The organism is Streptomyces sp. NPDC031265, from assembly GCF_055570295.1.
Map to the genome: position 1 here is coordinate 232,450 of NZ_JBVIHM010000010.1, position 12,015 is coordinate 244,464.

The window sequence follows — 12,015 nt, forward strand, 5'->3', positions numbered from 1 at the left end:
CCCGATGGACACCGAAGCACAGCACACGGAGCGCGACCTCCCCTCCACCCCCCAGCCGGGGCCGGAGCGGGGGTCGCGTTCCGCGCGTTTTCCCGCCGTCGCCGCCCACCTGGAAGGGCCCTGGCGCAAGACCGCGGCCCTGTTCGCCGTGTGCCTGCTCTTCCTGCTGCTGCTCAGCCACTTCGTCCTGCAGCCCTTCCTGATTCCCAGCGGCTCCATGGAACCCACCCTGAAAGTGGGCGACCGGGTCCTGGTCAACAAGCTGGCGTACCGCTTCGGCAGCCATCCGGCCCGCGGTGACGTCGTCGTCTTCGACGGCCGGGGCTCTTTCACGGACGAGGCGCCCGAGGGGAACCCGGTGGGCAGGGCCCTTCGTTCAGCCGTTGCGGCCCTGGGGCTGACGGAGTCCGCCGGGAACGTCTACGTGAAACGGGTCGTCGGCGTCGGCGGCGACCGGATCGTGTGCTGCGACAAGGGCGGGAGGGTCCAGGTGAACGGAACACCGGTGGCCGAGGAGTACGTGCACCCGGGCGACACCCCCTCCGAGGTGCCGTTCGACATCGTGGTGCCCGACGGCACCCTCTTCGTCCTGGGCGACCACCGCTCGCACTCCAGCGACTCCCGCGACCACCTCGGCTCCCCGGGCGGCGGCATGGTGCCCGTGGACCACGTGGTGGGGCGGGCCGACTGGATCGGCTGGCCCTTCGGCCGCTGGTCGGGGATCGGCGGCTCCGGCGCCTTCGCGCGCGTGCCCGCACCGGGCGGCGCCCATGGGTAACCGCGGACGCCCGCGCTCGGCACCCCGCCCGGCCGACGAGCAGCCGCTGCCCACCGGCACCCGGCCGACGTCGCGTGCGGCGACGCGGGGAGCGAGAGCGGCCGCCCGGTCCACCCCGCAGCCCGGCGCGTTCGCGTCTCCCGAGGCGCCCACGGCCGAACCGGCCGGCCCCGACGGCCCTTCGGAACGGTCCGGGCCCGCCTCGCCTCCCACGGAGGCAGCCGCCGCCGGGCGCCCGCCCGGCCGCCGGGCCCAGCAGGGCCGGGCCGACCGGCGCAGGCTCGCCCGGAAGGTGAAGCGCCGCCGGCGCAGGTCGGCGGTGAAGGAGATACCCCTACTCGTCGGGGTGGCGGTGCTCATCGCCCTCGTACTGAAGACGTTCCTCGTCCAGGCCTTCGTGATCCCGTCCGGGTCGATGCAGCAGACGATCACCATCGGCGACCGGGTGCTCGTCGACAAGCTCACGCCCTGGTTCGGCTCGAAGCCGCAGCGCGGCGACGTGGTGGTCTTCAAGGACCCCGGCGGCTGGCTCAAGGACGAGAAGAAGACGACCGGCGGCAGCGACCCGGTGGTCGTCAAACAGGTCAAGCAGGCCCTCACCTTCATCGGGCTGCTGCCCTCCGACAACGAGCAGGACCTCATCAAGCGGGTCATCGCGGTCGGCGGCGACACCGTGAAGTGCTGCGACGCCAACGGCAAGGTCACCGTCAACGGCGTACCCCTGGACGAGCCCTATGTGAACCCGGGCAACCCGCCCTCGGAGATCAACTTCGAGGTGAAGGTGCCCGAGGGACGACTGTTCATGATGGGCGACCACCGCTCGAATTCGGCCGATTCCCGCTTCCACCTCAACGAGGCGTACCACGGGACCGTCTCCGAGGGCGGGGTCATCGGGCGGGCCGTCGTCATCGGCTGGCCCTTCGACCGCTGGAAGTGGCTGGAGGAGCCAGGGACATTCGGCTCGGTGCCGGACGCGCCCGGCAGGTCGGACAACGCGCTCGGTGCGTCGCATAGGGTGTCCTCCCGGGATCCGGCTGCGGATCCCGGCAGATCACGTGAAGTAGCAGTAAATAAATCGATATCGGATGACCCGAAATCGAACGAAGCAATCCTGCCCCCGAGCCCTGCGGAACTCCCGCTCGTTATGGGAGTGGTGGGCCTGCGCCTGGCACGGCGCGGGCGGTGGCACGGAGTGAGGAGTGGATGTGGGGGATTTGGCGGTCGGCGCACGATCCGGACACGACGAGCCCGAGGAGCGGCCGGACCGGCACGCCGGCTCTCCCGCACAGGCTCAGGCCGACAGCGGTGGTGGCGGCACGGCCGACGGCGGCTCGGGAGATGACGGCGAGCCGGGCGGAGGCTCGGACCCCATCCCCAGGAAGCAGCGCTCCTTCTGGAAGGAGCTGCCGCTGCTCATCGGCATCGCGCTGATCCTCGCGCTGCTGATCAAGACGTTCCTGGTGCAGGCGTTCTCGATCCCCTCGGACTCGATGCAGGACACCCTCCAGCGCGGTGACCGCGTCCTGGTCGACAAGCTGACGCCGTGGTTCGGCTCCACGCCCGAGCGCGGCGAGGTCGTCGTCTTCCACGACCCGGGCGGCTGGCTGGAGGACCAGAAGCCGGCCGAGCCCAACGTGGCGCAGAAGTTCCTCAGCTTCATCGGCCTGATGCCGTCCGCCGAGGAGAAGGACCTGATCAAGCGGGTCATCGCGACCGGCGGCGACACCGTGGAGTGCAAGAAGGGCGGCCCGGTCAAGGTCAACGGCCACGCCCTGAACGAGCCGTACATCTTCCCCGGCGACAGCGCCTGCGACGATATGCCGTTCGGCCCGATCAAGGTCCCCAAGGGCCGGATCTGGGTGATGGGCGACCACCGCCAGAACTCGCTGGACTCCCGCTACCACCAGGAGCTGCCGGGCGGCGGCACCGTCTCCGACGACAAGGTCGTGGGCCGCGCCTTCACCATCGCGTGGCCGCTCAACCGCCTCGACTGGCTCGGCATCCCGGGCACCTTCGACCAGAAGGGCCTCAACGGCATGGGCTCGGCGGCCCCGGTGGCCGCGGGGCTCGCGGGCGCGGTGCCGCTCGTGCTGTGGCGCCGCCGCCGGCTCACCCGGCCGAGTGACGCGATCGAGGGCACCGACCTCACCTGGAAGGGCTGACCGCGCGGGATACCGCCGGGTAGGGTGCCGTCCCAGATCGTCGATCTCCGGGGCCCGCGCAGGACGCGGGCGACCGGGGGAGGAGCACTGGGATGAGCGGAACAGGACGTACGGACGACGGCCGCGGCCGAGGTCTCGGCCATCTGCTGTCGGGACTGGCCGTGGCCGTCGGCTGTGTGCTCTTCCTCGGCGGGTTCGCCTGGGGCGCCGTCGAGTACAAGCCGTACACGGTGCCGACCCAGTCCATGAACCCGACGGTCAAGGCGGGCGACCGGGTCCTCGCCCAGCGCATCGACGGCGCTGACGTCAAGCGCGGCGACGTGGTGATCTTCAAGGACAAGGTCTGGGGCGACGTCCCCATGGTCAAGCGCGTCGTCGGCATCGGCGGCGACACCGTCAAGTGCTGCGACCAGGGCGGCAAGCTGACCGTCAACGGCCAGGCGGTCGACGAACCGTATCTGCACGGCACGGCCCCCTCCACGACCAAGTTCAGCGCCACCGTCCCCAAGGACCAGCTCTTCCTCCTCGGCGACGAGCGCGACGTCTCGCTGGACTCCCGGGTGCACTTGGAGGATGCGGCGAACGGCTCGGTGCCGCGCTCGGCCGTCAGCGCGCGCGTGGACGCCGTGGCGTGGCCGCTGGACGGCATGCTGAAGCGTCCGACGGGCTTCAAGGCGCTCCCGGGCGGCATCTCCCAGCCCGGCCCGCTCACGCTGGTCGTGGGCGCGGTGGTCGCCGGAGCCGCCCTGATCGTGGTCGGCGCGGCCTACGGACCGCTGGCGCGACGCCTTGGCCGGCGCGGGACGGCGGGGCGGGAGGTGCCGGTTGGGGGGCAGTGAGGCGGGTGGGGCCGGTGGGCAGCCCGGCAACGAGGCGGCGGGGTTTCGCAAGGTGGCCCGGGTCGTGCTGCTCGATCCGCAGGACCGCATTCTGCTGATGCACGGATACGAACCGGACAATCCCGACGACACCTGGTGGTTCACCCCCGGCGGCGGCCTGGAGGGTGACGAGACCCGGGCCGAGGCGGCGCTGCGCGAGCTGGCCGAGGAGACGGGAATCACGGACGTGCAGCTGGGGCCGGTGCTGTGGCGCCGGAGGTGCTCGTTCCCCTTCGACGGCCGCCGCTGGGACCAGGACGAGTGGTACTTCCTGGCCCGTACCGCCCAGACCGAGGCCGCGCCGACCGCCCTCACCGAGCTGGAACAACGCAGTACCACGGGGCTGAGGTGGTGGACCTCCGCCGAACTGTCGGCGGCCCGTGAGACGGTGTACCCGACCAGACTCGCCGAGCTGCTGCGCACGCTGCTCGACGAAGGTCCTCCGGGTGCGCCGGTGGTCCTGGCTCCGGAAATCGTCCAGGGGTCCGGGGGGCTGACGCACAATAGGGGGACGCACGGCTGAAGGGGAACATGCCATGAGCGCCGAGGACCTCGAAAAGTACGAGACCGAGATGGAGCTGAAGCTCTACCGGGAGTACCGCGACGTCGTCGGTCTGTTCAAATACGTGATCGAGACCGAGCGGCGTTTCTACCTCACCAACGACTACGAGATGCAGGTGCACTCGGTCCAGGGTGAGGTGTTCTTCGAGGTGTCGATGGCGGATGCCTGGGTCTGGGACATGTATAGGCCGGCCCGGTTCGTCAAGCAGGTCCGCGTCCTGACATTCAAGGACGTGAACATCGAGGAGCTCAACAAGAGCGACTTGGAGCTTCCGGGGGGCTGATCCTCCGCGTCCAAGGCACTCGCGGTGTTCACGGCCTCTGCGGCGTTCGGGGCGTCCACCGATTTCGCCGCGTCCACCGTGCGGGTGACCGGGTTATCCACAATGGCCCGGCTGTCCACCAAGATCCACTCGATGGCGGCGGGTGCGTGACAGTCGGTGCCGGAGGTGGTGCCGAAATGAACGCACGAGGAGCACTCGGGCAGTACGGCGAAGACGTGGCGGCCAGACTGCTGGCCGACGCCGGAATGACAGTGGTCGCCCGCAACTGGCGGAGCGGCAGGACCGGAGAGATCGACATCGTCGCCCGTGACGGCGACGTGCTGGTGGTCTGCGAGGTCAAGACACGCAGAGCGGGCCCGTTCGAACACCCCATGGCGGCCGTCACCCCCGCCAAGGCCGAGCGGCTCAGACACCTCGCCGAGCGATGGCTGGCCGACCACGGAGGACCGCCACTCGGCGGCGTCCGCATCGACCTCGTCGGCGTCGTCCTGCCCCAGCGCGGCGCCCCCCGCGCCGAACACGTGCGGGGGGTGGCGTAGATGGGATTCGCCCGCACCTGCTCCGTGGCGCTCGTCGGCGTCGAGGGCGTCGTCGTGGAAGTCCAGGCCGACCTGGAACCAGGCGTCGCCGCCTTCACCCTCGTCGGCCTGCCCGACAAGAGCCTCAGCGAAAGCCGCGACCGCGTCAGAGCCGCCGTCGTCAACTCCGGTGGCGACTGGCCCCAGAAGAAACTCACCGTCGGCCTCAGCCCCGCCTCCGTCCCCAAGGGCGGCAGCGGCTTCGACCTTGCCGTGGCCTGCGCGGTCCTCGGCGCCGCCGAGCGCATCGACCCAAGAGAGCTCGCCGACCTGGTGATGATCGGCGAACTCGGCCTCGACGGCCGGGTGCGCCCCGTGCGCGGCATCCTGCCCGCCGTCCTCGCCGCCGCAGAGGCCGGATACGAACAGGTCGTCGTCCCCGAACAGACCGCAGCCGAAGCGTCCCTGGTCCCCGGCATCTCCGTCCTCGGCGTACGGAGCCTGCGCCAGCTCATCGCCGTCCTCACCGACGAACCCGTGCCCGAGGAGGAACCCGACCAGCAGGGCAGACCGGACGCCATGCTCGCCGGACTCGTCGTCCCCGGCGCCGGAGTAGGCACCGGCCTCTCCATCGACGCCGCCGGCAGCCAGCCCGACCTCGCCGACGTCGCCGGTCAGCGCACCGCCCGCATTGCCCTGGAAGTCGCCGCGGCCGGCGGCCACCACCTGATGCTGTACGGACCGCCCGGCGCCGGCAAAACCATGCTGGCCGAACGGCTCCCCGGCATCCTGCCGCCACTCACCCGCCAGGAATCCCTCGAAGTCACCGCGATCCACTCGGTCGCCGGAATCCTGCCCCCGGGCAAACCCCTCGTCCACAAAGCCCCCTACTGCGCACCCCACCACTCGGCGACCATGCAGTCCCTCGTCGGCGGAGGCAACGGCCTGCCACGGCCCGGAGCCGTCTCCCTCGCCCACCGGGGCGTCCTGTTCCTCGACGAGGCCCCCGAGTTCAGCGGCAAGGCCCTCGACTCGCTGCGCCAGCCCCTGGAAGCCGGACACGTCATCGTCGCCCGCAGCGCGGGCGTCGTCCGCCTCCCCGCCCGCTTCCTCATGGTCCTCGCCGCCAACCCCTGCCCCTGCGGCCGCCACACGCTGCACGGCGCGGGCTGCGAATGCCCCCCGTCCGTCATCCGCCGCTACCAGGCCCGGCTCTCCGGACCGCTCCTCGACCGCGTCGACCTGCGCGTGGAGGCCGAGCCGGTCCGGCGCGAGGACCTGCTCGCCCAAGGCGGACGCGGCGAAACCACGGCGCTGGTCGCCGAACGCGTCCTGGCTGCCAGGGAACGGGCCGTCGCCCGCCTCCAGGGCACGCCTTGGACCACCAACAGTGAAGTCCCCGGACACGAGCTGCGCACCCGCTGGGTCACGGCCCCCGGAGCCCTCGCCGCGGCCGAACGGGACATGGAACGCGGCCTGCTGACCGCCAGAGGCCTCGACCGCGTCCTACGCGTCGCCTGGACCCTCGCCGACCTCTGCGGCGACGACCGCCCGGACGAGACCCACATCGGGCTCGCCCTGGAGCTCAGAACGGGCATCTCCAGGGGTGCGCCGCTGCCGGTGGGGGGTGCGGGGTGAGGAGGGCTGCGCCTGGGGCTGGGGCTGGAGTTGGGGATGGGCTTGGCCGTGGCCCCGGGGCTGGGGAGGGTTCCGGTTCCGGGGCTGTTGCCGGCCCCGGGCCTGGCCTCGGTTCCGGACCTGCTCATGGCGTTGGGGCCCTGTCCGGCTCCGGGCTCGTCCCCGACCCTCTTCCCGGCCGAGCAGGGGGACTGCCCACCGGGGCGGCTGATGGGCCGGTCGGCGAGGAGCGTCTGGTCGGGGAGGGACTGGCCGGTGGCGTCGGCGGCGATGGCGGCAGTGTCGGCGCGGGCGAGGGCGGCCAGGCCCGGGGCTGCCCCGGCGGCGACGACCGTGAGCGGCTGGCGCGGGCCGCGCTGACCAGGGTCATCGAGCCGGGGGACGAGCGGGGCGGCCGATGGCTGCGCACGTACGGGGCGGTGGAGCTGATGCGGCGCCTCACCTCGCCCGAGGATGCCGACGGCCCGCTCACCGGAGTGAGCGCCGCGCGGCTCGCCGGGTACCGCAGACGCGCGGCGGGCGCCGAGCCCGAGCGGGACCTGGACACGCTGGCCGCGCTCGGTGGGCGGTTCGTCTGCCCCGGAGACCACGAATGGCCAGGACAGCTCGACGACCTGGGCGACACCCGCCCGGTCGGGCTCTGGCTGCGAGGCCCGGCCGACCTGCGGTTATGGGCACTGAGGTCCGTCGCCGTGGTCGGCGCCCGAGCCTGTACGCCCTACGGCGCCCACATGGGCGCCACCCTCGGCGCCGGGCTCGCCGAAAAAGGCTGGGTGGTCGTCTCCGGCGCCGCCGCGGGCGTGGACGGCGCCACCCATCGCGGCGCCCTCGCGGCAGGAGGCGCCACCATCGCCGTCCTCGCCAGTGGGGTCGACGTCGTCTACCCGCGCGCCCACGCCGGGTTGATCCGCCGCATCGCCGAACAGGGCGTACTCGTAGCGGAGTTGCCGCCGGGCGACCACCCAACCCCCAGCCGGTTCGTCCAGCGCAACCGCTTGATCGCGGCCCTCACCCGGGGCACCGTCGTGGTCGAAGCCGAGTACCGCAGTGGCTCCCTCGTCACCGCGCGCAACGCCCAACGGCTCGGCCGCCACACCATGGGCGTACCAGGACCCGCCACCAGCGGACTCTCCGCCGGAGTCCACGAACTGCTGCGCGGCGATGCCGCCCTGGTCACCGATGCCGCCGAAATCGTCGAACTTGTGGGGGAGATGGGCGAACTGGCCCCGGCACGCCGGGGCCCCGTCCTGCCCAGGGACCTCCTCGCCCCCGCCACCGCGCGCGTACTCGACGCTCTGCCCGGCCATGGCGAATCCCGCGTACGGGACATCGCCCGTGAGGCGGCGACCACGCCCGAGGAAGCCCTCGGCAGGCTGTACGAACTGCACTCGCTGGGGTTCGTCGAACGCGAAGAGGACGGCTGGCGGTTGACGTCTGGTCCGCTCCGTACGCCCGGCACGCGGCGAGGCGGTGCTTGACCTGGAGCATTCGGGTGAAAAGGTAAGGCCGATGACCACCGAGGGCCGCACGCCAGCGCTTTCGGGGCCGACGCACCCCGCGACGGCCCCCGCCCCCGCGCGCGACCGGCCGCCCGCACCGGGCAAGCCCGATCCCCCGACGTTTGCGCACCGCAACAGCCCGGTCACGCTACGCTCACGAGAACCCCGCAGCAGAGACAGCTCCCCGCTCACGTCACAGCAGAACGGCTCAAGGCAACGAATGCCCCAGCACACCTCCGGGTCTGATCGCACGGCAGCTCCCCCCGCTGCCCGCGCCGGCGGCACCGTGCGACCACCGGCGCCCTCGTCCGTCGACGAACTGTGGCGCTCGTACAAGAACAGCGGCGACGAGCGCCTGCGCGAACAGCTGATCCTGCACTACTCGCCGCTGGTCAAATACGTCGCGGGCCGGGTCAGTGTCGGGCTGCCGCCCAACGTCGAACAGGCCGACTTCGTCTCCTCCGGAGTCTTCGGACTCATCGACGCCATCGAGAAGTTCGACATCGAGCGGGCCATCAAGTTCGAGACGTACGCCATCACGCGCATCCGGGGCGCGATGATCGACGAACTCCGCGCCCTCGACTGGATCCCGCGCTCCGTACGGCAGAAGGCCCGCGCCGTCGAGCGCGCCTACGCGACCCTCGAAGCACAGTTGCGCCGTACGCCCTCGGAGAACGAAGTCGCGACCGAGATGGGCATCGCGGTCGAGGAACTGCACGCCGTATTCAGCCAGTTGTCGCTCGCCAATGTGGTCGCGCTCGAAGAGCTGCTGCACGGCGGCGGCGAGGGCGGCGACCGGCTCAGCCTCATGGACACCCTGGAGGACACCGCCGCCGACGACCCGGTCGAGGTCGCCGAGGGCCGCGAGCTGCGCAGACTGCTCGCCCGCGCCATCAACACGCTGCCCGAGCGCGAGAAGACGGTCGTCACCCTCTACTACTACGAAGGCCTCACCCTCGCCGAGATCGGCAACGTCCTCGGCGTCACCGAGAGCCGCGTCAGCCAGATCCACACGAAGTCCGTCCTCCAGCTGCGGGCCAAACTGGCCGACGTGGGCCGCTGAGCACCACCCCGGAAAATCGCCCCTCCGCGGATCCCGCCCCAGCCTTACAGTGGAGCGGTGCCAAGGATTCGAGCGGCCTCAGTGGCCGAGCACCGCGCCATGCAGCGCGCCGCCCTGCTGGACGCCGCACGCTCCCTGCTGTCCCAGGGCGGCACCGACGCCCTGACCTTCCCCGCCCTGGCCGAGCGCACCGGGCTCGCCCGGTCCTCCGTGTACGAGTACTTCCGCTCCAGGGCCGCCGTCGTCGAAGAGCTCTGCTCCGTCGACTTCCCGCAGTGGGCGGCCGACATCGAAGCCGCCATGCAGCAGGCCGCCGGGCCGGAGGAGAAGGTCGAGGCGTACGTACGCCGCCAGCTGGAGCTCGTCGGCGACCAGCGCCACCGCGCCGTCGTCGCCATCTCCGCCAGCGAGCTCGACGCCGGCGCCCGCGAGAAGATCCGCGCCGCCCACGGCGGCCTCATCGCCATGATCGTGGAAGCCCTCGGCGACCTGGGCCACACCCAGCCACGCCTCGCCGCGATGCTCCTCCAGGGCGTGGTCGACGCCGCAGTCCGCCGCATCGAACTCGGCGCGGCGGAAGACCCGGCGGCGATCACGGACGCGGCGGTAGGAATGGCCTTGCGAGGCGTGGTCGGCTGACCCCCGGGGGGCCTCCCCCTCCCCCCCGCCCCCTCCCTCCCCCCCCCCGGCCCTAACCCCCCACCACCGGCAGCAGCCGCGAATGCCCCCCACGTACCAGAGCCAGCGGGTTCACATAGGCATCCCCCCGTTTCAGCCCCCAGTGCAGGCACCCCTCCTCCCCGCAATGCGGCGGTTCCGCGTCCAGAACCGCCACCCGCTGACCCGCCGACACGCGCTCGCCCGGGCGGACGAGGGTGTGGACCGGCTCGTACGTCGTCCGGAGTGGTGGACTTCCGGAGCCGTCCAGGGTGATCGTCAGGACGCCCTGGCCCGCGACGGGGCCGGCGAAGGTCACCCGGCCCGCCGCGACCGCACGGATCTCCCCTCCCGGTGGCGCCGCCAGGTCGACGCCTCGGTGGCCGGGGCCGTACGGCGTGGCCGGGGGGTCCCAGCCCCGTACGACCACCGGTGGACCGGGGACGGGCCATGCCCTGCCGACGGCCAAGCCCCGGGCCCCCACGGTCCTGGCCAAGGCCACCGGCGCAGGCGCGACTCCTCCCCGCGCCCCCACCGGCCCGCCCGCCGTCAGGGATGCCCCCGCCAGCCCCGTCGCCCCCAGGGCGAGCAGGGCGCGGCGTAAGCAGCGGCGGCCTGGTGTGCGGTGCGTGCGGTCCGTGCGGTTCATGAAGGAAGCATCGCGAAGTACGGCGTTTCGCGGTGATCATGGGCCGGGGCTGTGGACAACCAGCCGGTTGTGGACAGTGGCGTCACCCGGCACGGTGAGGGTCCCGTACACTTCTTGTGGCGATCCGGGTCACCGGGTCGACTTCGCACGCCCCGCTGGTGGTCCAGACCACTGGCCGCGCCTCTCGGTCCTTCACCTGTCACACGGTGCGGGGCACGGCGCATCGGGGCGTCAGGCGCGGCAGCCGCCCGGCAGCCGCGATAACCGAGTACCTCAAGGAGTACGGCCATGGCCGTCGTCACGATGCGGGAGCTGCTGGAAAGCGGCGTCCACTTCGGTCACCAGACCCGTCGCTGGAACCCGAAGATGAAGCGCTTCATCTTCACCGAGCGCAACGGCATCTACATCATCGACCTGCTCCAGTCGCTGTCGTACATCGACCGCGCCTACGAGTTCGTCAAGGAGACCGTCGCGCACGGCGGCTCCATCATGTTCGTCGGTACGAAGAAGCAGGCTCAGGAAGCCATCGCGGAGCAGGCGACTCGCGTGGGCATGCCCTACGTGAACCAGCGCTGGCTCGGCGGCATGCTGACCAACTTCTCCACCGTCTACAAGCGTCTGCAGCGCCTCAAGGAGCTCGAGCAGATCGACTTCGAGGACGTCGCGGCCTCGGGTCTCACCAAGAAGGAGCTCCTGGTCCTCTCGCGCGAGAAGGCCAAGCTGGAGAAGACCCTCGGTGGTATCCGCGAGATGTCGAAGGTTCCCAGCGCCGTCTGGATCGTCGACACCAAGAAGGAGCACATCGCCGTCGGTGAGGCGCGCAAGCTCCACATCCCGGTCGTCGCGATCCTCGACACGAACTGCGACCCCGACGAGGTCGACTACAAGATCCCGGGCAACGACGACGCGATCCGCTCCGTCACCCTGCTCACCCGCGTGATCGCCGACGCCGTCGCCGAGGGCCTCATCGCCCGTTCCGGCGCGGCCACCGGTGACTCGAAGCCGGGCGAGAAGGCCGCCGGCGAGCCGCTCGCCGAGTGGGAGCGCGACCTGCTCGAGGGCGACAAGAAGGCCGACGACGCCGAGGCCCCCGCGGCTGAGGCCCCCGCCGCTGAGGCCCCCGCGGCCGAGGCCGCTGTCGAGGCTCCGGCCGCCGACGCCGAGAAGCCGGCCGAGGCCGCTGCTGAGGCTCCGGCCGACGAGGCTCCGGCCGCGGACGCCGAGCAGGCCTGACCTTCACGGTCTTCGCTTCGGCGGTGGGGGGGGGGGGGGGGGGGGGGGGGGGGCCCCCCCCCCCCCGCCCCAGTGAGCTTTCTTGGTTCTTTGTT

General features: G+C 71.8%; 14 protein-coding genes. 13 read left to right on the forward strand and 1 reads right to left on the reverse strand.

Annotated elements, in window-relative coordinates:
* Positions 1-4 precede the first annotated feature (4 nt).
* The 12 genes from lepB (ACZ499_RS18220) (at position 5) to ACZ499_RS18275 (ending at position 10,020) form a co-directional block, all read left to right on the forward strand.
* On the forward strand, positions 5-778 hold the full coding sequence (gene lepB, locus ACZ499_RS18220) for a signal peptidase I (RefSeq protein WP_468676095.1): 774 nt from the start codon (positions 5-7) through the stop codon (positions 776-778).
* Positions 771-2,120 (forward strand): signal peptidase I, encoded by a 1,350-nt coding sequence (lepB, locus tag ACZ499_RS18225; RefSeq protein WP_468676097.1) that lies wholly within the window; start codon positions 771-773, stop codon positions 2,118-2,120. Before lepB (ACZ499_RS18220) ends, lepB (ACZ499_RS18225) begins: the two co-directional genes overlap by 8 nt.
* Before the next feature lie 115 nt (positions 2,121-2,235).
* The gene (gene lepB, locus ACZ499_RS18230; protein ID WP_468676136.1) at positions 2,236-2,940 is read left to right on the forward strand and encodes a signal peptidase I; all 705 of its coding nucleotides are present in this window, start codon (positions 2,236-2,238) and stop codon (positions 2,938-2,940) included.
* A 92-nt stretch (positions 2,941-3,032) separates the two neighbouring features.
* Positions 3,033-3,779, forward strand: a complete 747-nt coding sequence (gene lepB / locus ACZ499_RS18235) for a signal peptidase I (protein WP_468405842.1) — start codon at positions 3,033-3,035, stop codon at positions 3,777-3,779.
* A 97-nt stretch (positions 3,780-3,876) separates the two neighbouring features.
* Positions 3,877-4,341, forward strand: coding sequence for an NUDIX hydrolase (locus ACZ499_RS18240; protein ID WP_468676138.1), 465 nt, complete (start codon positions 3,877-3,879; stop codon positions 4,339-4,341).
* Positions 4,342-4,354: 13 nt separating this feature from the next.
* Positions 4,355-4,663: a DUF2469 domain-containing protein gene (locus ACZ499_RS18245; RefSeq protein ID WP_003965949.1), complete on the forward strand. Its 309-nt coding sequence runs from the start codon at positions 4,355-4,357 to the stop codon at positions 4,661-4,663.
* 24 nt (positions 4,664-4,687) lie between these two features.
* Positions 4,688-4,813 carry a hypothetical protein gene (locus ACZ499_RS18250; protein ID WP_468676099.1) on the forward strand — a complete coding sequence of 42 codons (126 nt, stop codon included), beginning with the start codon at positions 4,688-4,690 and terminating at the stop codon, positions 4,811-4,813.
* Positions 4,810-5,202 (forward strand): YraN family protein, encoded by a 393-nt coding sequence (locus ACZ499_RS18255; RefSeq protein WP_468405840.1) that lies wholly within the window; start codon positions 4,810-4,812, stop codon positions 5,200-5,202. Before ACZ499_RS18250 ends, ACZ499_RS18255 begins: the two co-directional genes overlap by 4 nt.
* Positions 5,203-6,819 (forward strand): YifB family Mg chelatase-like AAA ATPase, encoded by a 1,617-nt coding sequence (locus tag ACZ499_RS18260; protein ID WP_468676101.1) that lies wholly within the window; start codon positions 5,203-5,205, stop codon positions 6,817-6,819. It abuts the gene before it with no gap.
* 341 nt (positions 6,820-7,160) lie between these two features.
* Positions 7,161-8,297 carry a DNA-processing protein DprA gene (dprA, locus tag ACZ499_RS18265; protein ID WP_468676141.1) on the forward strand — a complete coding sequence of 379 codons (1,137 nt, stop codon included), beginning with the start codon at positions 7,161-7,163 and terminating at the stop codon, positions 8,295-8,297.
* Positions 8,298-8,538: 241 nt separating this feature from the next.
* Positions 8,539-9,381: an RNA polymerase sigma factor WhiG gene (whiG, locus tag ACZ499_RS18270; RefSeq protein WP_361391881.1), complete on the forward strand. Its 843-nt coding sequence runs from the start codon at positions 8,539-8,541 to the stop codon at positions 9,379-9,381.
* 81 nt (positions 9,382-9,462) lie between these two features.
* Positions 9,463-10,020 carry a TetR/AcrR family transcriptional regulator gene (locus ACZ499_RS18275; protein WP_406347094.1) on the forward strand — a complete coding sequence of 186 codons (558 nt, stop codon included), beginning with the start codon at positions 9,463-9,465 and terminating at the stop codon, positions 10,018-10,020.
* A 52-nt stretch (positions 10,021-10,072) separates the two neighbouring features.
* Here the strand turns inward: ACZ499_RS18275 and ACZ499_RS18280 are convergent, their stop codons facing one another.
* Positions 10,073-10,687 carry a murein hydrolase activator EnvC family protein gene (locus tag ACZ499_RS18280; RefSeq protein ID WP_468676103.1) on the reverse strand — a complete coding sequence of 205 codons (615 nt, stop codon included), beginning with the start codon at positions 10,685-10,687 and terminating at the stop codon, positions 10,073-10,075.
* A 288-nt stretch (positions 10,688-10,975) separates the two neighbouring features.
* On the opposite strand from ACZ499_RS18280, the gene rpsB reads away from it, so the two are divergent.
* On the forward strand, positions 10,976-11,920 hold the full coding sequence (gene rpsB, locus ACZ499_RS18285; RefSeq protein WP_468405833.1) for a 30S ribosomal protein S2: 945 nt from the start codon (positions 10,976-10,978) through the stop codon (positions 11,918-11,920).
* The last annotated feature ends 95 nt before the right edge of the window (positions 11,921-12,015 follow it).